The 21,849-nt window shown below is 42.2% G+C and carries 17 protein-coding genes; 5 read left to right on the forward strand and 12 right to left on the reverse strand.

Annotation, left to right across the window (positions count from 1 at the left end):
• Window positions 1-181 precede the first annotated feature (181 nt).
• Together LA313_RS13420 and LA313_RS13425 are read right to left on the reverse strand one after the other, a co-directional pair.
• Window positions 182-1,105, reverse strand: coding sequence for a GYDIA family GHMP kinase (locus tag LA313_RS13420; protein WP_228915841.1), 924 nt, complete (start codon window positions 1,103-1,105; stop codon window positions 182-184).
• A complete protein-coding gene (locus LA313_RS13425) occupies window positions 1,105-2,418 on the reverse strand; it encodes a hydroxymethylglutaryl-CoA reductase, degradative (protein ID WP_228915842.1) in 1,314 nt (437 codons plus the stop codon). The genes LA313_RS13420 and LA313_RS13425 overlap by 1 nt, the downstream gene beginning before the upstream one ends.
• Window positions 2,419-2,627: 209 nt before the next feature.
• Here LA313_RS13425 and LA313_RS13430 point away from each other — a divergent pair, with 209 nt between their 5' ends.
• The 4 genes from LA313_RS13430 (at window position 2,628) to LA313_RS13445 (ending at window position 8,856) form a co-directional block, all read left to right on the forward strand.
• Window positions 2,628-4,829, forward strand: a complete 2,202-nt coding sequence (locus LA313_RS13430) for a S9 family peptidase (protein WP_228915844.1) — start codon at window positions 2,628-2,630, stop codon at window positions 4,827-4,829.
• Window positions 4,829-6,424 (forward strand): peptide MFS transporter, encoded by a 1,596-nt coding sequence (locus tag LA313_RS13435; RefSeq protein ID WP_228915846.1) that lies wholly within the window; start codon window positions 4,829-4,831, stop codon window positions 6,422-6,424. The genes LA313_RS13430 and LA313_RS13435 overlap by 1 nt, the downstream gene beginning before the upstream one ends.
• On the forward strand, window positions 6,424-8,211 hold the full coding sequence (locus tag LA313_RS13440; protein WP_228915848.1) for a peptide MFS transporter: 1,788 nt from the start codon (window positions 6,424-6,426) through the stop codon (window positions 8,209-8,211). Before LA313_RS13435 ends, LA313_RS13440 begins: the two co-directional genes overlap by 1 nt.
• A gap of 93 nt (window positions 8,212-8,304) precedes the next feature.
• The gene (locus tag LA313_RS13445) at window positions 8,305-8,856 is read left to right on the forward strand and encodes a thioredoxin family protein (protein WP_228915850.1); all 552 of its coding nucleotides are present in this window, start codon (window positions 8,305-8,307) and stop codon (window positions 8,854-8,856) included.
• 58 nt (window positions 8,857-8,914) lie between these two features.
• Here the strand turns inward: LA313_RS13445 and LA313_RS13450 are convergent, their stop codons facing one another.
• From LA313_RS13450 to surE, 5 genes are all read right to left on the reverse strand, one after another.
• Window positions 8,915-10,849 carry a ComEC/Rec2 family competence protein gene (locus LA313_RS13450; protein WP_228915852.1) on the reverse strand — a complete coding sequence of 645 codons (1,935 nt, stop codon included), beginning with the start codon at window positions 10,847-10,849 and terminating at the stop codon, window positions 8,915-8,917.
• Between the two features lie 118 nt (window positions 10,850-10,967).
• Complete coding sequence (locus LA313_RS13455) at window positions 10,968-11,522, reverse strand: C40 family peptidase (protein WP_228915854.1); 555 nt, start codon at window positions 11,520-11,522, stop codon at window positions 10,968-10,970.
• The gene (gene lpxB, locus LA313_RS13460) at window positions 11,519-12,637 is read right to left on the reverse strand and encodes a lipid-A-disaccharide synthase (RefSeq protein ID WP_228915856.1); all 1,119 of its coding nucleotides are present in this window, start codon (window positions 12,635-12,637) and stop codon (window positions 11,519-11,521) included. The genes LA313_RS13455 and lpxB overlap by 4 nt, the downstream gene beginning before the upstream one ends.
• A gap of 1 nt (window position 12,638) precedes the next feature.
• The gene (locus tag LA313_RS13465; protein WP_228915858.1) at window positions 12,639-12,920 is read right to left on the reverse strand and encodes a hypothetical protein; all 282 of its coding nucleotides are present in this window, start codon (window positions 12,918-12,920) and stop codon (window positions 12,639-12,641) included.
• Window positions 12,913-13,695: a 5'/3'-nucleotidase SurE gene (gene surE, locus LA313_RS13470; RefSeq protein WP_228915861.1), complete on the reverse strand. Its 783-nt coding sequence runs from the start codon at window positions 13,693-13,695 to the stop codon at window positions 12,913-12,915. The genes LA313_RS13465 and surE overlap by 8 nt, the downstream gene beginning before the upstream one ends.
• Window positions 13,696-13,841: 146 nt before the next feature.
• Between surE and LA313_RS13475 the strand changes: the two genes are divergently transcribed.
• Window positions 13,842-15,974 (forward strand): carboxy terminal-processing peptidase, encoded by a 2,133-nt coding sequence (locus tag LA313_RS13475; protein ID WP_228915909.1) that lies wholly within the window; start codon window positions 13,842-13,844, stop codon window positions 15,972-15,974.
• Between the two features lie 316 nt (window positions 15,975-16,290).
• On the opposite strand, the gene rodA is transcribed toward LA313_RS13475, so the two are convergent.
• The 5 genes from rodA to LA313_RS13500 are packed head-to-tail and all read right to left on the reverse strand — an operon-like array spanning window position 16,291 to window position 21,821.
• Window positions 16,291-17,541, reverse strand: coding sequence for a rod shape-determining protein RodA (gene rodA / locus LA313_RS13480; protein WP_228915863.1), 1,251 nt, complete (start codon window positions 17,539-17,541; stop codon window positions 16,291-16,293).
• A 5-nt stretch (window positions 17,542-17,546) separates the two neighbouring features.
• A complete protein-coding gene (gene mrdA / locus LA313_RS13485) occupies window positions 17,547-19,460 on the reverse strand; it encodes a penicillin-binding protein 2 (protein ID WP_228915865.1) in 1,914 nt (637 codons plus the stop codon).
• Window positions 19,457-19,963, reverse strand: coding sequence for a rod shape-determining protein MreD (locus LA313_RS13490; RefSeq protein WP_228915867.1), 507 nt, complete (start codon window positions 19,961-19,963; stop codon window positions 19,457-19,459). Before LA313_RS13490 ends, mrdA begins: the two co-directional genes overlap by 4 nt.
• Window positions 19,956-20,783 carry a rod shape-determining protein MreC gene (gene mreC, locus LA313_RS13495; protein ID WP_228915869.1) on the reverse strand — a complete coding sequence of 276 codons (828 nt, stop codon included), beginning with the start codon at window positions 20,781-20,783 and terminating at the stop codon, window positions 19,956-19,958. The genes LA313_RS13490 and mreC overlap by 8 nt, the downstream gene beginning before the upstream one ends.
• Window positions 20,784-20,792: 9 nt before the next feature.
• Window positions 20,793-21,821, reverse strand: coding sequence for a rod shape-determining protein (locus LA313_RS13500; protein WP_029034217.1), 1,029 nt, complete (start codon window positions 21,819-21,821; stop codon window positions 20,793-20,795).
• Window positions 21,822-21,849: the final 28 nt, after the last annotated feature.

Genomic DNA, 21,849 nt, shown 5'->3' on the forward strand with positions numbered 1-21,849 from the left:
AAAGAGGAAAAAGTATTGCTTCACATATTGACAATAAAAAAAGCCGCCTAAAAATTACTTTTTAGACGACCTCTTTTGTTTTATTTGAGTCAGGTTTTGGTAGTCGTATTTTGGTAGTCGTAAATTTTTTCGAGGGAGGAAGTTTAAGAAAGACTCGTTTAATTCAAGCTGTCCTTAGTATCTATTGAAGGATCATTTCTTCAAAAGAAAGAATTGTAGAGTAGCCTTTTTCTCTGAAGTATTTCATATTGTCTTCTTTGCCCGTTGCCAGCACGAAATCACCGCCCCAACCCCCAAGACTTTTTACTGCCCCGGGATAATCAGGAAACAATCGGCTTTTTACCTTTTGAAGTCCCAGGAGCTGTGAAATAACATTCTCATGCAGCTCCAGTAACAGCTCAAATTCTAAAAGGTCCCTGCAGCTGATAAGGCTATGTGTAAGCGCCGATATCTTTTCAATGGCCGTGTCTAAGGTCTTTTTGTCCTGTTGCCTGTAGTGTTCGATCGACTTCCTGCTATTCTGCTTTTGATTAAGGTGTACAAAAAAGAGTTGGTCCTTAAAAGGGAGATCAAACGAGGTCTTCAAAATGCTATTTTCCATAGCATGTTTTTCAAAGGTTATGGCTGCACCATTCATGGCCACGGCTACATCGTATCCGCTGCCTCCAAAAGTGCGCTCCAGGAGCTTGTATGGATCTATTTCCAGCCATTTTGAAAGGTTCGCGACCAGCGTGGAGGAGGTTCCAAGACCCCAGACTCTAGGAAAATCGGCTTTTGTAGTAATTTCAAAGCCGTTGCTGTTTTTGAAGACATTGGGAGCCATTTCGGCTGCGGAAGACAGGATCAAAAACAACCTTTTTGACACCTCATCATTTTGATGCATTAAGGGAACTTCCTGAGTTCCTAAATCTGCAATTGCAAATTCATCCTTAAACCATAGCTCTTCCTTGTGATCAAGGCTTTGCCATCGTACGATGGGGGTTCCCATCTTTTTTACCTCGAGATCCTGTCCAAATTTTGTAGGTAAAGCGAGGGCAGTGGCCCCATCGAGCACGACGTATTCACCGCTTATCAATAATTTTCCATGGCTGTGGAATTTCTGCATTACTGTCTCAATTTTTCAATTTGCTCTTCGACTGCACTGTGGGAAACGTTATGGGACTTAAAATGTGCTACCAATACCTCTTTTTCCTGGGGAGTTGCCTGCAACTGGTTAAGGATGTTCATAAGGTGCATTTTCATATGGCCCTGCTGAATTCCGGTGGTAATTAGGGATTTTACTGCCGCAAAATTTTGTGCGAGTCCGGTTACTGCCACTATCTTCATCAGGTCTTCGGCTGAAGGTTTTTGCAGGATCTCAAGTGCGATCCTCGAAAGCGGATGTAGTCCCGTTAGACCTCCTACTGTTCCCAAAGCCAGCGGAATTTTCATCCAAAATCTAAATTTCCCGTCCCTCACATCGGCGTGAGAAAGGCTGCTGTATTTTCCCTCTTTTGAGGCGTAAGCGTGGATCCCGGCTTCCACCGCTCTAAAATCGTTGCCGGTTGCAAGAACTACGGCATCAATGCCGTTCATGATGCCTTTGTTGTGCGTTACTGCACGATAAGGTTCTGCTTCAGCTATTTTTAAGGCCCTGACAAATTTTGCTGCGAAATCTTCACCTGTTAGGCCATGATCGGCCAGTTCGTTTACGGGACAGGAGACTTCGGCCCTTACTATACAATCGGGTACATAGTTGGAAAGAATGCTCATCACGATCTCTATCTCCCTTTCTGAAGCATCAAAAGCTTCATGAGTTTTGGCTTCGGACTGGAAGGTTTCAGCAAAGCGTTCTAAACAGGAATTGATGAAATTCGCACCCATACTATCTTTGGTTTCGAAAGTGCAGTGCAGCTGATAGTAACCGCCCAAAAGATCGGTTTTATTCCGCAGTTCTACATTGATCACTCCGCCGCCTCTTTTTTCCATGTTTTTTGTAAGGGGAGCAACAGCCTCCAGCAGGCGTGGTTTCACATTGCTGAAAAAAGCCTGAAGCTTCTCCCGGTCACCCGAATACATGAAATGCACCTGCCCAATTTTTTGGGTTCCCAGGACTTCAGCTTTAAAGCCTCCGCGGCTGCCCCAAAATTTTGCGGCTTTGCTGGCCGCAGCGATTACCGAGCTTTCTTCGATAGCCATAGGGATGGCATAAAGCCGGTCATTTATAAGAAAATTTGGTGCAAGCCCAAATGGGAGGTAGTAATTGGTAAGGGTATTCTCGGTGAATTCCTCGTGAAGTTGTTGCAGGCTGGAGTTGGAATTCCAGTATTGAGTTAATATCTCTTTAGCTTTTGTGTTGGAGGCGAGGTAAGTGCTGCTAAGCCACTCAATTTTCTCCTTTTTTGATAGCTTGGAAAATCCCGAAATTGGTTCGTTCATTATGTAAAATTTGGAGGTGCAAAGATACAATTACTGGAAGAAACGCGACAGGGTATGAAAGTATGGAAGTGGCCGAAAAAGAAAATCTGCTCATCTTGCCATTTGAACCCTTTATTTCATTAACATCTTCTTATGATTTAACAAGAGAAAACCTGTTTTTTAGCCGAATTTTTACTAAACTTGGCAAGCAAAAATTTTAATCGCAAATAATGAAGTTGACCCACGGGCTTTTTGCCCTTTTTCTTTCGGCCACAACAGTTCTTACTGCACAGAAAAAAGACATTACACTTGAAGATATTTGGGGAGGAACTTTCCGGCAGGAAAGGATGGAAGCCTTGCAATCCCTCAATAATGGAAACGAATATGTGGTTTTGAATTTTGACCGTAGCGCCGGTACATCTTCCATAGATGTTTACTCCTATAAAACCGGGGAGAAGACCCGTACAATTTTAAATAGTAAAGATCTTGAGGAGATCGGGGCTTTTTCTGGCTATGAATTCAGTGAAAACGAGAACAAGTTAGTACTTGGTACAGAGATAGAATCTATCTACAGGCATTCCACCCGCGGAATTTTCTACGTGTACGAGCTGCAAAGCGGCGAACTAAAAAAGATTTCCGATGAAAAAATCAAAGAACCTACCCTGTCACCAAATGGTGAGAAGGTTGCTTATGTGTTCAAAAATGACATTTTTGTAAAGGATCTTTCTTCAGGCAAAGTGACGCAGGTTACCAATGACGGGGAGATGAACAAGATCATCAACGGGGTTGCCGACTGGGTGTATGAAGAGGAATTTTCCTTTGTACGGGCTTTCCAGTGGAACAAGACCGGCGAAAAGATCGCCTTTTTAAAATTTGAAGAAACTGAAGTGCCCGAATTCTCAATGGATGTCTACGGGCAGGAGCTTTATCCTTCACAATCTACTTTTAAGTACCCTAAGGCCGGAGAGAAAAATTCAGATGTCAGCCTGCATATTTATGATCTTCAGCAGGAACAGATCTTAGATGTTAATCTGGGGGATTATGAAGATTTTTATATTCCGAGGATCAAATGGACAAATGATCCAGATGTTTTAAGTGCACAGGTTCTAAACCGCCATCAGAATGTGCTGGACCTTATTTTTGTGAATGCTGAAAAAAATGAAGCTGAAGTTGTACTTACTGAAACCGATGAGGCTTATGTGGATGTGACCGATAATTTGACATTTTTGCAAGACAACAGCTTTATCTGGACCAGTGAAAAAGATGGCTGGAACCATATCTACCTTTACGATAAGACAGGAAAGCTGAAGAACCAGGTGACCAGAGGAAACTGGGAAGTGACCAATTATTACGGGCTTGATCCTAAAACAAATACGATTTTCTATCAAAGTACCGAGAATGGAAGTATCAACCGTAATGTTTTCTCGGTAAAAACCAACGGAAAGAATAAAAAGCAACTTACAGATAAGGTAGGCCAAAACAGTGCTGATTTTAGTGCAGATTATACCTACTTCATCAACAGCTATAACAGCGCAACTACGCCTTATGAATTTACACTGCACCTTGCTAAGAATGGAAAGCTTGTAAGGGAGGTACTTAACAATGAGAAGCTGCTTAAGAAAATGGCAGAATACAAGATCGTTCCCAAGGAATTTTCTACTATTGCAGTGAATGGTTCCGATCTTAACATGTGGATGATCAAACCACCAAATTTTGATCCTTCAATGGAGTATCCGTTGTTTGTAGCACAATATTCAGGACCCGGTTCACAGGAAGTAGGAAACCGCTTTAACAGCACAAATGACTACTGGTATCAAATGCTGGCCGGTAAAGGTTATGTTGTTGTTGGTATCGATCCCCGCGGTACCGGTTTTAAAGGTGCTGCTTTTAAAAAAGTGACTCAGAAGGAACTTGGGAAGTTTGAGGTTGAAGATGTCATTGAAGCAGCCAGGATCCTTGGAAATCGCGAGTACATTGATGAGGAGAATATGGGAATATGGGGCTGGAGTTATGGAGGCTTTATGTCTTCCAATGCATTGCTAAAAGGTAATGACGTTTACGCAATGGCAATTGCGGTTGCTCCCGTAACCAGCTGGAGGTTCTATGATAGTATTTATACCGAAAGATACATGACTACTCCGCAGGAGAACCCCTCGGGATATGATGAGAATTCTCCCATCAACCATGTAGAAAAATTAAAAGGAGATTACCTGCTTATTCATGGTACAGGAGATGACAATGTACATGTACAGAATACCATGAGAATGATCGAGGCATTGGTGCAGGCAAATAAGCAGTTTGACTGGGCAATCTATCCCGACAAAAATCATGGCATTTACGGGGGGAATACCCGTTTGCACCTTTACACGCTCATGACAAATTTTATTGAAGAAAACTTACAAATTAACCCTAATATCAAATCTTCCCTATAATGGCACAGGCAACAACAGCAGCGCATAGGCGCGAATTATTTGGTCACCCGGTAGGTCTTTACATTCTGTTTTTCACCGAAATGTGGGAGCGTTTTTCCTATTATGGAATGCGCGCCATCCTGGTGCTTTATCTTGTAAGTGCTACCCAGGGCGGTAATGCCGGATTGGGCTGGACCAATGCCGAAGCTTTGGCTCTTTACGGCTGGTACACCATGTTAGTATATGTTGCTTCCATCCCCGGGGGTATTATAGCCGATAAAGTTCTTGGTCAGAAAAAGGCGGTGTTGTGGGGAGGAATAATTTTAGTGGCAGGACACGGAATCCTGGCAGTTGAAGAAATGTGGGCCTTCTATACAGGGCTTGGGTTGATCATTGCCGGTGTTGGAATGCTTAAACCAAACATTTCTACTATGGTGGGAGGTCTTTATAAAGAAGGAGACATTCGTCGTGATAAAGGATTTACTATTTTCTACATTGGGATCAACCTTGGAGCTTTTCTTTCAAGTTTAATTGTAGGGTATGTTGGTGAGAATATTGGATGGCATTGGGGCTTCGGTCTTGCAGGAATAGCCATGGCACTCGGACTTCTCGTTTACCTGTGGGGGCAAAAATATCTTGTAGAGGTGGGTAACCTGCTCTCAAAAGCTGAAAGAGATTCCGGTGCTTCCTTTGGAGGAATGTTTACAGATCTTTTTAAATCTCCGGTACAGTTAACAGTCACTGCTGTATTACTGGCAGGGTCAATCTATTATCTTCTTGCCATAGATATAGCATACGGTTTTCTTTTCATATTCCTGACTTTCGTAACTGCTATGATGTTGATGGTATACAAGGATCTTACAACTCAGGTGATGAAAGACCGCTACGTGGTGATGTTACTCTCTTTTATCCTTGTAATCGTATTCTGGGGAGCCTTTGAACAGGCAGGAGGGCTTATGAACATCTATGCTCTTGAAAAAACCGACAGGTCCTTGCCTTTTAGTCTGCCATTGATAGGTAGCGAAGTGCCTGCTTCGTGGTTTCAGTCCTTAAATGCACTTTTCATTATCATTTTCGGGGTGATCGTAGCCAACTTCTGGGCTAAGAGAAAATTGAAGAGTAAAGAAGCTTCTTCTATTTTCAAAATGGCGATAGGGGTTATTATAATGGGACTTGGATTCGTTTTTATGGTTTTTGCCTCAATGGAATTTCAGAACGATGGAGCTTCAGCCATGTACTGGTTGGTATTAGCTTATCTTTTCCACACAATAGGGGAACTGAGTTCTTCGCCGGTGGCACTTTCCTTTATTACTAAGTTAGCTCCCGTGAAATACGCCTCTTTAATGATGGGGGTTTACTTTGCAGCGACAGGTCTTGGAAACAAGCTTGCAGGGATCGTGGGAGAATACTCTTCCGAAGCCGGGGATGGAACTATTTTCATGGGTATTACGATCTTCACCGTCGCCTTTGCCGTACTGGTGTTATTAATGCTCAAACCTCTTAAACGTCTTACTCATGGTGTGGAAGATGAAGAGAGAGAGTTACCACAGCAGGAAAATTTTGAACTTGGAGATGAAGATCTCGTAGAAAAAGAAGAAAATAAAAGAAGAAGATAATGGCAGCTACGGTTCCAGCGGCAGAGAACGATTTCTTTAAATCAAAAGTTTTAGGTCACCCCGCAGGCCTTTTTGTTCTTTTCTTTACCGAAATGTGGGAGCGCTTCTCTTTCTACGGTATGAGAGTACTCCTTATCAACTTCCTTACAATGGCAATTGTAGGAGTGGATAACCCGGGTTGGGGATGGAGTGCAGAAAATGCAGGTGCCCTTTTTGGAACCTATGCCGGGTTACTTTACCTTACACCTATTGCAGGTGGTATCATTGCCGATAAGATCACCGGCTATCGCTGGGCTGTAGTCATTGGAGCAGCTATTATGACCGCAGGTCACGCCTCAATGGCATTGGAGACAGAATTCTCCCTCTATTTTGGTCTGGCCTTGCTGGTAATAGGTACGGGTTTCTTTAAACCTAATATCACCTCCATTATTTCGGAAATGTATGATGGTAAACCCGACAAGAAAGATGGGGCTTATACCATATTTTACATGGGAGTTAATGCCGGAGCGTTCTTTGGAATGATGCTGTGCGGTTACCTCGCCGAAAGAGTAGGATGGAGCTGGGGCTTTGGTCTTGCCGGTATTTTTATGTTCCTGGGAACCCTTCAGTTTTGGCTGGCAAAACCCCTTTTTGGTAACATAGGTGGGGTGCCAGATAAAGCTAAACTTGCCGAAGAAAAGGCTAAAGAAGAAGCATCGGGAGTAAAAGATCATACTCACAACCCATTTACCCTTTTTGATAAGATTCTTGTTCTTGCAACCTCTGTTATTGGTTTGTTGTATTTGATCAATGATCCGGTTTCCAGGATTGCAGATCTCAATCTTCTTCCGGCTGTAATGCCGTTCGATTTTAGAGGAGAGCCTTTTTCGGGGCCTATAGCATTGGCTTTAATTGGGCTTGGCCTGTTCCTCGTTCTGGTTATTTCCCGAATTGCCCGTTATGCAAAAGTTGTTCGTGACCGAATGATTGCAGTGATCATCTTTGCCTTTTTTACTGTTTTCTTCTGGATGTCATTTGAACAGGGAGCTACCTCTCTAATTATTTTTGCACGTGATTCTGTAGACCGATTGCTGACAGGTACAGGGGCGACAGTTTTCAATATTTTTAACACTCTTCTCACGGTAATACCTCTTATGATTATCACCTGGGTGCTCTTCCTGTTATGGGGACAGACCTATAAGCGGGTTTTAGGTTCTAACATCGTGCTGGTTATTTGCTTTGGAATAATTTGGGCAATTGTGATCTGGATGCTGGTAAGGGAATTTCAGGGGGATGCGACAGAGATCACCGTTTCGTGGTTTAGTATACTTAACTCATTCTTTATCATTGTTTTTGCTTCTTTCTTTTCAAAATGGTGGGAGAGCAAGTATAATCCTTCTGCCGCATGGAAGTACAGCTTTGGATTAATTCTTCTGGGAATAGGTTTTGGCTTACTGGCCTTTGGCTCAAGTGGTGTAGCCGAAGGTGCAAAGGTGAGTATGATATGGCTTATCCTGGCCTACCTTTTTCATACCCTGGGGGAATTATGTTTATCTCCGCTGGGACTTTCTTATGTAAGTAAACTTGTACCGGCGCGAATGATCGCTTTCATGTTTGGGATGTGGTATTTGGCAATTGCAATAGGAAATAAACTGGCAGGTTCCTTTGGAGGAATGATTGATGAGATCACCGAACAGTATAGTTTGTCTGCTTTCTTCCTCATATTTACAATTGTGCCAATTGCAGCCGGAGTATTGGTGGCGCTCTTAAATCCTTTGTTAAAGAAATTGATGCACGGAGTAAAATAATTTCTTTCTAAAAAATGTATTTTTACGCCCTCTTTATGAGGGCGTATTTTTTTAAAATTAGGTATGACTATTGCTAAAGGAGAAGGAAAAAGCATGAAAAAAATTATTCTAAGTCTTATAATATTGCTACTTGCGACACCTGCTCTGGTAGCGCAAGAGATCAAGTGGATGACTATGAATGAAGCACTTGAAGCTCAAAAGAAAAAGCCCAAAAAAATATTTCTGGATGCCTATACCACCTGGTGTGGCCCCTGTAAAATGCTGGATAAAAACACTTTTTCTAATGAGGATGTTATAGAGTATGTGAATAAAAATTATTATCCTGTAAAGTTTAATGCCGAAGGAACAGAGGAAGTAAATTACCGCGGAATGACATTTAAAAATCCCAATTATGATCCTAACAGGAGAGGGCGCAACAGTCAGCATGATTTCGCCCGGGCGATGAAGATCACAGGTTATCCCAGTCTGGTCTTTTTTGATGAAAAGGGGGATTTAATTGGCCCAATTCCGGGTTACCGGACTCCGCATCAGCTGGAACTATTTCTGAAGATGTTCGTGGGAGAGGATTATAAGGATATTACCAGTCCTGAAGCTTTTCAATCTTATTCTGAAGGATTTAATAATGAATTCGCAGTTTCGAATTAGAAGTGAAATAATTATTGAATAAAAAAACCTTACAGATTTTTAATCCTGTGAGGTTTTTTTATTCAATAATATAAGCACCGTCCCGCCCGGTATAATAAAAGGGGATGTGGTTTTCAATTGCCGTTTCTTTCCATTTTTTGATGAAGGAAGGATAATTACTACCATCGGCAATGATCACCATCGGCGTGTAAGTACTCAAAACCCGCTCGAGGTTTAAGCGGGGGGAGCCTGTAAGGAGCAGCTTAACGTTAGATGGAGTTTCCTGCGGAAGGATTCCGCTGCTGTCAATGACCATCAGAAAATGCCCTTTTTGAAGGTAAATGTTTTTCATAGGTCTTTCTTCTATACCGGAGAGATCTTCTCCTACCATATAATTCTGAAGCAGTTTTAAATCTTCGGCCGGTACCTTTAGATCATGGTATACTTCAAGTTTACTCTTCTCCTTTAACCCAATTACGCTGCTGCGGCTTTTATGAAAGATGATTAGGCGGTCACCCTTTTGAAATTCAGAAGTGATATAAACTGACTGAAGAACTAATACACTAAAAAGAACAGCAATGATCCTTCTGTAGTTAAAGGATCTCCACAGCAGGAACACGAGGAAGAAAAAGAAATACCAGGATAGGACTTCAGAAAGGTTAAAAGAAATATCCCTGAATAGAAATTGTTCGTGACCTGCAATCCAGTTCACGGTCTCAATAAGCGTTTCAATGATCCTCTCATAAGCTTCAGCAAGAAAGGAGGGGAGAATATCTAAAAGTGCCAGAAAGATCACCAGCACGCCCAAAATGAGGATGAGGCCCAGAAAAGGAAGGATGAGTAGGTTTGACAGAAAGAAAAGACCGGGAAATTGATGAAAATAGTATAAACTTAGAGGTAGGACACCTACCTGCGCAGCAATGGTAACCGTTAAGAGATCCCAGAAATACTTGCCAATTCGGTTAGAGGGAGAGTAGAGGCGGTGCAAAAGAGGTTGAAAAAGAATAATAGAAAGTACCGCGAGGTAACTAAGTTGAAAACCCACTTCAAAAATCCACTGGGGCTTGATGAGCAGGAGGAGCATGAGGGATAGGAAAATCGAATTAAGGGCACTGGTTCGCCTGTTGATTTCCATTCCTACCGCCAAAAAACTGAACATGGTAACCGCTCTCACTACCGAAGGGGAAAGCCCTGCAAGAATGGCGAAACCCCAGAGACATAAAATGACAATCAGAGTTTTTATCAATTTGCCCTTTTTGAACCTTTCCAGGGGTTTAAAGATCTGGTGCAGCAGGAGTAATATGATCCCCACGTGCAGCCCCGAAACTGCCAGAATATGAATAGCGCCCGCTGCCGCAAAATTATTATAGGTTTCAGCAGAAATGTCCTGCTTTTGGCCCAGCAGCAGTGCCTGGACCAGCGAAAGCTCGTCTTTCCCAAAATTATTTTCTTCTAAGGCGTGAGTTATTTTCTTTCGAAAGTTTGCCGCTGCAATCCTAACTCCAGAATTGTGGTCTGATAATTTGATATAGGTTCCTTTCCGGGAATCAGATTGTCGCCATACGTCCTTTCGGGACATAAAAGCGGAGTAATCAAATTGATGTGGATTGAGAGGAGCGGCGATAGGATCCAGAGGCGCGGAAAGCATGATCTTCTCACCTTCCAAAAATGGCTTTTTAAGGCTGTCTTTTGGAGTGAGAAGAAGGAGTTTCCCATAGGAGGTTTCTCGATTGACCGCTTCAACTTCGGCTATGAATTTCATGCTGTAGAGATCGGGCTTCAGGCTTTCTTTGATGCTAAGCTTCAGGAGGGGGATTTCTTCCGAAGAGATTTTGTTGAGATAGTGATTTGGCTGATTCTGCGGCAGGTGAAGGCTGGTGACAAAAATTCCGAGGAGAAAAAAGAGGAGAAGCACACTGCTTCCGAAGAATAGATCGGGGAAAAGCAGCTTTCTTGCCCTAAAGTAGGCGATGAAAAACAGGGTTAGCCCCGGCAGCAGTGTCAAAAAGGCCATTTTAAGGGGTAATTCCAGGAAAAAGCCGCTCCAAATTCCCAGAAGCAGCAAAAGGGTGAGTCGGATTATTGCCGTGTTCAAACTATTATTTATCAGGTGTTTACCCGAAGATAATAATTTAAAGTATGCGGCGGGCCATCACAAAATGTTCGCGCCAATAAGTCTCCTCAAGAGCCGAAATGATCACCCCGCGGGAGGTGCTGGAATGAATGAAAAGGATCTTGTCGTCATCCAGTTGTACTACAAGTCCTACATGATTGATGTTCTTTTTTCGCCTGTCGGTTTTAAAAAACAACAGATCTCCGGTTCTTACCTGCGGAAGATCGAGTTGCTCGCCCAATAGTGCCATATCCCGGGAGGAGCGTGGCAGTTCAATATTATTTTCTAAAAAACAGGTGTAAACCAGGCCGGAGCAGTCCATGCCCTGGGTAGTGGTGCCCCCGTATTTATAACTGGTCCCCAAAAATTGATACGCATAATCTACGATATTGAATGTTTCTTCCGCAAGCTCTTCTATCGTCTCTTCATCGGGATCGTAAAAATCGGGAAGCGCCGCATAAGACTGTTGTCTTTCGGGAGCTATTTGCTGCTGATGTGCTGCAGTATTTTTTTGGGCACCACAGGAAGTTAAAGTAATAACGAGTAGCAAGAGTGAGAACTTCCAGATCTTCATGAAGCTGAAATTTTTTCAAAAATAAGACGTGCAGTTTTTTCACTTGCGCCTTTGCCTCCTAATTTTTGCTCCAGTTCATAATAATCTGCAAAGACCTTTTTTCTATGTTCCCCGTCCAGAATTTTGAAAAGTTCCTTTTTAAGATTAGGACGTTTAAAGTCATTTTGAATAAGTTCTTTAACCACTTCCCGCTCCATGATAAGATTTACCAGGGAGATGTATTCCAAATTGATGACCCGTTTTGCGATTTGATAGGAGATAAAATTGCCTTTGTAGCAAACAACTTCCGGCACCTTGAGAAGGGCAGTTTCCAGGGTAGCTGTACCCGAGGTTACAAGGGCAGCAGTGGATATTTCAAGAACATCATAAGTGCGGTTCATTACCAGGTGTACATTTTTCTTTTTAATGAACGGCCGGTAAAACTCCTCTTCCTGGCTGGGTGCTCCTGCGATGACGAATTGGTAATCCTTAAAATCGTCGGTGACACTCAGCATGATCTCCAGCATTTTGGAGATCTCTTGTTTTCGGCTTCCGGGGAGAAGGGCGATCACAGGCCTGTCGTCTAGGCCATGTTCTTCTCTTATTTTTTTGATATCTGCGGGAGCGCGATCGGCAATGGCATCAATGAGGGGGTGACCAACAAAATTTACTTTGTAGTCATGTTTGTTCTCATAAAAGTCTTTCTCAAAAGGCAGGATAACATACATTTCATCGATATCCCGCTGAATGTCCTTTATCCTGTTCTCTTTCCAGGCCCAGATTTGTGGAGAGATATAAAAATGGGTTTTGTAGCCTTCATTACGGGCCCATTTTGCAATTCGTAAATTAAAGCCGGGATAGTCCACAAAAATGATGACGTGTGGATCCCAATCTTTAATGTCTTTTTTACAGAAGGAAATATTGCGCAGAATTGTACGCAGGTTCATAATGACTTCGGCAAAACCCATGAATGCAAGGTCGCGATAGTGCCTCACGGGAGTGCCGCCTTCGGCCTGCATTAAATCCCCTCCCCAAAACCTGAATTCGGCTTCAGGGTCGGTCTTCTTGAGAGCCTTCATGAGGTTTGCCGCATGTAGGTCTCCCGAAGCTTCTCCTGCGATAATATAATACTTCATATTAAGTGAGCTTAATTATGGCAATGACTACTGCAGCAAGAATCGAGGCCATTAAAACTCCCCGGGCACGATAGATCTTTTCTTTTTTCAGAAAGTAGAAAAATGGGAGGAAATTCAGGATTGCTCCTGCGGTTATAAGGGTGCCGATAAATCCACCGCGCATTGATTCCTGAAGTGTTTCCAACACAGATAAATCTGAAAAAAGCAGGATGTAAATGAGCATCCCAATTAGGTTTGCCGCTATGCCTACCAAAAAACCGATAAGGATCTCTTTCTTAATCATTCAGGTCCCAGGTATTTAGATCCCTAAGGAATTGATGTGCCGTAAGGTCAAATTGAACAGGTACGACAGAAACATAACCCTGTGAAAGGGCATATTCATCGCTGTCTTCTCCCTCGTCTTCATTGATGAATTTCCCTGAGAGCCAGTAATAATCCCGCCCCTGCGGATTTGTTCTTTTATCAAATTCTTCTTCCCACCGGGCATTAGCCTGCCGGCAGACTTTGATTCCCTTGATCTCCGATTCCTTTAACTTCGGAAGGTTTACGTTTAGAACCACCCCTTTTGGGAGTCCGTGTTTTAGGACCTGCCGGGTAATTCGTTTTATAAACTTCTTACAGGGTTCGAAATCGGCATTTAAGGAATAATCCAAAAGAGAAAAGCCTATTGCGGGGATCCCTTCAATTCCTGCTTCCACCGCGGCACTCATGGTGCCAGAATAAATTACGTTAATGGAAGAGTTGGAACCATGGTTTACACCACTCACACAAAGATCGGGTTTGCGGTGCAGGATTTCCTGGGTTGCGATCTTCACACAATCGGCCGGAGTACCCGAGCAACTGTATTCCTTGTGCTTGTATGTTTCCTTGACAGTTATCTGGTCACAAAAGAGGGTATCGCTAATGGTAATGGCGTGTCCCATTCCACTCTGCGGACTATCGGGTGCTACCACGATTACATCTCCCAGCTGCTTCATTACATCTATTAAGGCTCTTATTCCGGGAGCCGTAATTCCGTCATCATTGGTTACTAAGATCAGCGGTTTTTCCTGAGACATTTATGAAAAATTTATGGCTGCTAAAATAAATTAATTTCCTGAGGAAAGGCTTATATTCGTAAATTAACAAAAAAGGAGAAGACTATAGAAGTTGGCATAGTTTTTACTGTATTACAGGTATACTAATGACGAAAATACAATCCATGATGAAAAGGAACTATAAACTACTGGTGCTGGTTTTGCTGTTTGCTGCGGCCTCTTGCAGTTTTACCACAAAGACATTCAACGACCCCAATAAAGATAAAACCTTAATTGAATTGATATCATACGTTCTTAAAAATGGACATTATGATGCCAAGGAAATTGATGATTCCTTTTCTTCTGAAGTTTATAAAGATTATCTCGAGGCTCTTGATCCTTTAAAAAGATATTTCTATGCGAGTGATATTGAAGAATTTCAGCAGTATGAAACCCTTATCGATGACCAGATAAAAAACAGTGAGATCAACTTTTTCGACCTTACTCATACCCGTTTGCTAGAACGTATGGCCGAAGCTGAAAGGATCTACGAAGAAGTCCTTGAAAAGCCTTTCAATTTCAATAAGAATGAGGCGCTGGATACAGATTACAGTAAAAGAGGCTATGTTACCTCTAAAGAAGAAATGAAGGAAAGATGGAGAAAGCAGCTTAAGTTTTCGGCCATTTCAAATTTTTACGATAAAAAGAAAGAGCAGGAGCGTGAATTGGAGAAGGATCCAGATTATGCTGTAAAGACAGACGCACAACTTGAAGAGGAAGCCCGGGAATTAACCAAAAATTCTCTAAATGAATATTTTGATTTTAGTGATGACCTTGAGAGAAAAGATTGGTTTTCTGTCTATGTCAATGCTATTGTAGAGGAGTTTGATCCACACACTTTCTATTTTGCACCTCAGGACAAAGATCGTTTCGATATGGCCATGAGTGGAAAGCTTGAAGGTATTGGTGCCCGTCTTCAAAAGAAAAATGATAATGTAAAGATCGTCGAAGTGATCTCCGGAGGTCCGGCCTGGAGAGGCGAAGAAGTAGAAGTTGGGGATGAGATCATCAAAGTGAAGCAGGAAGACGAGAAAGAGGCTGTAAGTGTTGTAGGAATGCGGCTTGACGATGCAGTTAATTTGATCAAAGGCCCAAAAGGATCTAAAGTGACCCTTACCCTTAAAAAAGTTGATGGGACAATCCAGGAAGTAGATATTATTCGGGATGTGGTAGAAATAGAAGAAACTTATGCCAAGGCGGCTAAAGTGGAAAAAAATGGCCGTGTATATGGAGTGATCAACCTACCGAAGTTCTATTTTGATATGGAAGATTATTCCGAAAGAAACGCAGCTTCCGATGTTAAGAAGGAGATCATAAGACTTAAAAAAGAAGGAATGGACGGGCTTGTGCTTGACCTTAGGAACAATGGAGGAGGATCCTTAAAAACTGTTGTGGATATCGCCGGTTTATTTATTAAAGAAGGTCCTATTGTACAGGTTAAATCCAAACTGGAGGGTCAGGAGATATTAAAGGATAATGATTCCTCAATCCTTTGGGATGGTCCATTGGTAATACTTGTGAATGAACTTTCGGCCTCGGCTTCAGAAATTCTTGCAGCCGCAATGCAGGATTACAAGAGAGCAGTGATCATTGGGAGTAAACAAACCTATGGAAAGGGAACAGTGCAAAATGTGCTTGACCTTAACCGATGGGTGAGAAATAATGATCTCGGAGATCTTGGAGCTTTGAAAATGACCACCCAGAAGTTCTACAGAGTGAACGGAGGTTCTACTCAATTAGAAGGTGTTAAAAGTGATGTTGTGGTGCCAGATCGTTATTCTTTCATTGACATAGGGGAGAAGGACCAGAAGAATCCGCTGCCATGGGATCAAATTGAAGCGGCATCTTTTGAGCCGTGGGATGGATATATTGATTTTGAGGAGACAATGTCCAACAGCCAAAAGAGAATGGAAGAGAATAAAAATATTGAGCTAATAAAGCAGAACGCCGAATGGATAAGAGATCAGCGTAACAGTACTTCCTTCCCACTTAATTATGCTGAATACAGCAGGGAAATGGAGCTCAATGAAGAGCAGGCTAAGAAATTTGATAAAATTTCTGAATATGAGTCTGATCTTAGCTTTGAATCTCTTCCTTATGAAAAAGAATTATTCGATGTAGATACCGTGCTTGCTCAAAAGAGAGAAAGATGGCACAAGAACTTAAGGAGTGATATTTATATGGAAGAGGCTGTTCATGTTCTTGAGGACATGAAGATGAATAACATCAAGAAGTCAGGTCTTGCCGATATTAAAAAATAAGAAGAAGAAAAATTTAGATTCCAAAAAGGGCTTTTTTTAAAGCCCTTTTTTTATGCCTTATTGGTATTAGAATTAATCACTATAGAATTTAGAATTGATAGGAATATGGATCTTCAGCGGCCTGATAAAGAAAAGCATTAGAGCCAACGGGGAGGATAAATAGAGAGATAAGTGGGATTACATTAGCCACTAATTATATTCAGGAAATATCTGCTTCGCTTCGGAAAGGGGACATCATTAACTCTCCTGCAATCGGAAGAAGTTTTTAAAGATCCTCAGTTATATGTTTGAAATTATATTTCCCTACTCAGGGTGCCTACCAGAAGGACATTCTATCGGAATCCAGCTTGATGAAAATGAAGAGAAGTATTGTGAACGCCCACAGTCCCGAACCTCCGTAACTAAAGAATGGTAATGGTATTCCCACCGTTGGGAATATGCCTATAACCATTCCAATATTCACAAAAAAGTGTACAAAAAGGATCCCTGCAACGCTGTAGCCGTATACCCGGTTAAATTGGGATTTCTGCCTTTCGGCCATGTGGATGATCCTCAGCATTAAGAAGATAAACAGGAAGATGACCACTGAACTTCCCACAAAACCCCATTCCTCGCCTACCGTACTAAAGATATAATCTGTATGTTGTTCAGGAACGAAATTTCCTTTTGTCTGGGTGCCTTCAGTCCATCCCTTGCCAAACCAGCTTCCACTGCCAATCGCGATTTCGCTCTGGTTAGTATTGTAGCCTATTCCGCGGTTATCCACTTCTTTCCCAAGAACAATGTTGAAACGATCGCGGTGACGCTGTTCAAAAATGTTTTGAAAGATATAATCTACCGAGAAGGAAAGAGCTATAGCCATGATGAGGATGCTCAAATAAACAATGATCCCCGGTTTCTTTCTCTTTCTGAAGAAATACACGAATATGACCACTGCAGTTGCACCAATAGAAACCCAAATAGGACTGAATAGCAGCGTAAGAACAAAGACCAGCACTCCTATCGTACCTGCGATCAAATAGACCCCGGAAAGTCCTTCCCTGTAAAGCGGAAAGAAAAATGCAGCATAAACCATGGCACTCCCTGCATCGGGTTGTGGTAGAATGATCAAAGCAGGGAGGGCAATTATTACAAAGGCCTTGAATTGGTCAGACAGGTCACGAATGTTCGTTTGAATATCACTAATAAACTTTGAAAGGGCCAGAGCAGTTGCCACCTTGGCAAATTCTGCCGGCTGTAAGGAAAAGCTTCCGAAGGCATACCAGGAAGTAGCGCCATTAATTGTTTTTCCGAAGAAAAAGAGGCCCAGAATAGAAATCAGGGAAATTGTATAGATGACACTTGCAAAACGTTCATAGAATTTCGCTTCCAGGGAGAGTAGAATCACTATTAAAAGTACGCTTAGAAGGATCCATAACAATTGTCTCCCATAGATCTGTCCGAATTCGAACGCAGAAGTGACAGTATCATCAAGTGATGCCGAATAAATATTAACCCACCCAATTGCTACCAGTAAGAAATAAATAAGAATAGTAAGCCAGTCGAACTGGGAAATTGTCTTGGGCATAGCTGTTAATTAATTCTTTTGGGCTTCTTTTCAACCCAGCCATATTTTTTGCCGTCATTGATTAAGAACGGTTCTCCGCTATATGGTTTCGTGTATTCGTCTTCAAGACTGTTTTTAAGGATCCAGTCCTCCATATCTTTCCGGGTGATTTCCCCTTTGATATATTTTTCAATCATTAGACCTGCAATTCGACCTGCGTACCTACCTCCCCAGTACCCATTTTCTACGAAAACGGCAATGGCTATTTTAGGGTCATCAACAGGGGCAAATGCGATAAAAATAGAATGGTCTGTGAGCTGCATTCTTGTGCCGTTCACTTTAGTAAAGTTTTCGGCAGTACCGGTTTTTCCGGCGATTTCTATTCCGGGGATTTGAAGTGCAGCGGCAGTACCTGCCTTGTAAACCTGGTGCATTCCTTCCACAACAGGCCCAAAATGCTCGGGATCAATTGTGGTATACTTCTTCTCGGTAAATTCTTCCTTCTTTAGCGGGGAACCCTCAATTTCCTTAAGGATATGCGGAGTATAGAACCAACCCCTGTTTGCAATCGCAGCCGTCATGTTTGCCAATTGTATTGGAGTCATTAGAACTTCTCCCTGTCCAATGGCATTAGAAAGGGTGGCTGTTGAGAACCATTTGTAGGTAGGGTAATCGTAAATCTTATTATAATATTCTGAAGTAGGGATCTTCCCTGGACGGCCTGTGGAAAGATCGGAGCCAAGATAATCTCCCAGCCCAAAGCTTTTTAAATGTCCTGCCCAGGCATCTACTCCTCCCTGTGGAGTAGGATATTTTTCAATTATTCTTCTGTAGACGTTGGCGAAGTAGGCATTACAGGATTGGGCTATTCCGGGAACCATATCCAAGGGACTGGCGTGGGCATGACATCCCATTTTGCGGCCTCTCCCATAGAAATAGCCCCCATTACAGGAGAAACGGTCGCCTGTATTCACCACGCCTTCCTGTAAGGCGATAAGGGCATTTATGGTCTTAAAAGGCGATCCTGGTGGATATTCTGCCAAAAGCCCCCGATCATAAAGAGGATTATTAATAGAGTCCAGCCATAGCTTAGTGAAATTCTCAGATCTTTTACGGCCTACCAGGTCGGCAGGATCATAGGTCGGGGCTGTCACCATGGCCAGGATCTCTCCTGTTGCCGGTTCAATAGCAACAATACCACCTCTCTTGTTTTCCATGAGAAGTTCGCCATATTTCTGAAGTTCGGAATCTATGGTAATTTTTATGTCTTTTCCTTTTTTTGGAAGGGTGTCATAAATACCTTCTTTGTAAGGTCCGATATCGCGGTTAAACCTGTCTTTTTGGATATATTTTACTCCTTTTACACCTCGTAATAATTCTTCATAATAACCCTCAATTCCCTGACGCCCAATGAGGTCTCCGGAAAGGTAATAAGGATTTTCGTTTACGATACGCTGGTTGACTTCGGTTATGTATCCCAGGACATTAGCTCCATGTTCTGTATAGTAATCGCGCAATGATCGTTTCTGAATATAAAAACCTTCATATTTCCGCATTTTTTCGGCAAGGTAAGCGTATTCGCCTTTCGTAAGCTGTGGTATTACTACCGATGGCAGGCGGGGGGAATAAATTTTTGCTTTATCCAGTCGCTCTACTAACTGTTCTGTAGTTATGCTAAGAATATTACATAACTCCGTGGTGTCAAAAGGTTTCAGGTTACGGGGAATGACCATAACGTCATAAGACGGTTGATTGGAAACAAGAAGCTCTCCATCACGATCAAATATGAAACCTCTCTGGGGGTAATCATAAACAACTTTTATAGCATTATTCTCTGAGAGGCCCACAAAAGAATCATCCATCACTTGCAGGTAGAATAGCCTGGCCAGGAAAATAATTCCGGAGGTGATGACTATGATGTAGAGTAAGACTTTTCTCATCTGGATCGTTTGTTGAATAATGCAAGCGTTAGAAAAACAAGAATTATTGTAAACACTGCCGAAAAAAATGTTTTTTTAAGAAGTAACAATAAATGTGCAAAATTGAAAAATTCCAACAAAAACAATACAAAATGATGAACAAGCACAAGGATCAATACGTAACTTAATCGTGATCCCGGTTGGGTACTTGAGAATTTAATGGTTTGATAGTCATAGCTCACTCCAAAAGAAAACCGAAGGATTGCCGGCCGAATGTAGGCAGCAACGACGCATGCTGCTGCATTTATGCCGCCGCTGTCCTCAAAAATATCTACTCCCCACCCCAGGAGAAAACTTAGAAATATGAAAAGAGTTTGATTAGCATTGAAAGGGTACAGAAGAATAAAGAGAACGTATAGGTAAGGATTGATGTAACCCAAAAAATTAATATTATTCAACAACAGCACCTGTACTAATAACAGCAATACGAATCGAAGGGTGTTGGTGAAAATTACACTATTCATCTTTAGAAAGATTTTGAAGGGCTCTTATTTCACTTTGACTAGTGTTTTCAATAATGTAAACATATCCAATGTTGGTCATGTCATTGAACAATTGAATATCAATATTATAGTAGCTCTCGCTCTGGTCCAGTGAAAAATTCTTCACGGCCCCTATAGGTATGCCTTTGGGAAAGATAAGAGAGCGTCCTCCGGTAATAATGGTGTCTCCTTCGGCTAAAGGTGCAACCGATGGAACATCGGTTAATTGCACAACGGCGGGATCATCTCCATTCCACACCAAAGTTCCAAAGTGATTGGAGCGTTTCAACTGCGCGTTTATTCTCGAATTAGAATTGAGGATCGAAATTACTGTGGAATAATTTGGGGAAACGTTCTCCACGATTCCCACGATTCCCTTACTTGTAACTACGCCCATATCTCTCTCAATTCCATCACGGGCCCCACTTTTAATTGTGAGGTAATTGTCTATTTTGGCGTAATTGTTATTAATGACTTCAGATGCTCTAAAAATGTAATCGGCATCAAAGCTACTGGTGTCTTTATAGGTCTCGATCTCCAAAGAATCTTCATACCCGGCAAGGCGGGTGCGGAGTCTTTTATTCTCTTCAAGTAAACGTAAATTATATTGTTCAAGATGAAAATAGCTGTTGATGTTGCTGGTCCAGCTGTAGATGCCGCCGCTCATGAAATTGGCAGAGCTAATAAATTTACTTTTTTGATAGGAGTGTGACTGGATGGTCAAAAACAGGGAAAAGGTTAGCAGCAATAAGAATAGAATATTGTTCTTATTGCGAATAAGAAAATTAATTATTTGCTGCATAAGCTAGTCCTACTTTATCAAGATCCCCTTGTAACGATGAAGGGTTTTCAGGCAAATACCCGTTCCGCGAACCACTGCCCGTAAAGGATCTTCGGCAATATAAACCGGAAGATCGGTCTTTTGTGATAATCTCTTGTCCAGTCCACGCAACATCGATCCTCCACCGGCTAAATATATCCCGGTGTTGTAAATGTCGGCTGCAAGTTCCGGCGGAGTCTGTGAAAGGGTTTCCATCACGGCATCCTCGATCCTTAAAATCGATTTATCAAGGGCTTTGGCAATCTCCCGGTAGGAAATATTCACCTGCTTGGGCTTTCCTGTTAGAAGATCCCTTCCCTGAACGTTCATTTCATCTGGTGGTACCTCAAGATCTTCGGTAGCAGCACCAATCTGGATTTTTATTTTTTCAGCAGTACGCTCTCCAACATAAAGGTTGTGTTGCGTACGCATGTAATAAACGATGTCATTTGTAAAAACGTCTCCTGCGATCTTAACCGATTTATCACACACAATTCCTCCAAGGGCTATCACTGCGATTTCGGTAGTACCACCACCTATATCCACGATCATGTTCCCTTTTGGTTGCATAATATCTACTCCAATCCCAATGGCAGCAGCCATTGGTTCATGTATTAAATAAACCTCTTTCCCGTTAACTCTTTCGGCACTTTCCTTTACCGCACGCATCTCCACTTCAGTAATTCCTGAAGGGATACAGATCACCATTCTCAAAGCGGGGGTGAACATCTTCTTTTTAAGTGCAGGAATCTCCCTAATGAACATGGTAAGCATTTTTTCAGATGCATCGAAATCGGCAATTACCCCGTCCTTTAATGGACGAATAGTTTTGATATTCTCATGGGTTTTTCCCTGCATCATCGCAGCTTCCTTCCCAACGGCAATGATCTTACCGGTAGTACGGTGGCGGGCCACGATAGAAGGACTGTCAACCACAACCTTATCGTTATGGATAATAAGTGTATTGGCAGTTCCTAAATCTATAGCTATTTCTTCAGTGAGAAAGTCGAAAAATCCCATTTTTAGTCGATTAGTTGAGGTTTGGTAA

The organism is Salinimicrobium sediminilitoris (assembly GCF_020866905.1).
Lineage (GTDB): Bacteria > Bacteroidota > Bacteroidia > Flavobacteriales > Flavobacteriaceae > Salinimicrobium > Salinimicrobium sediminilitoris.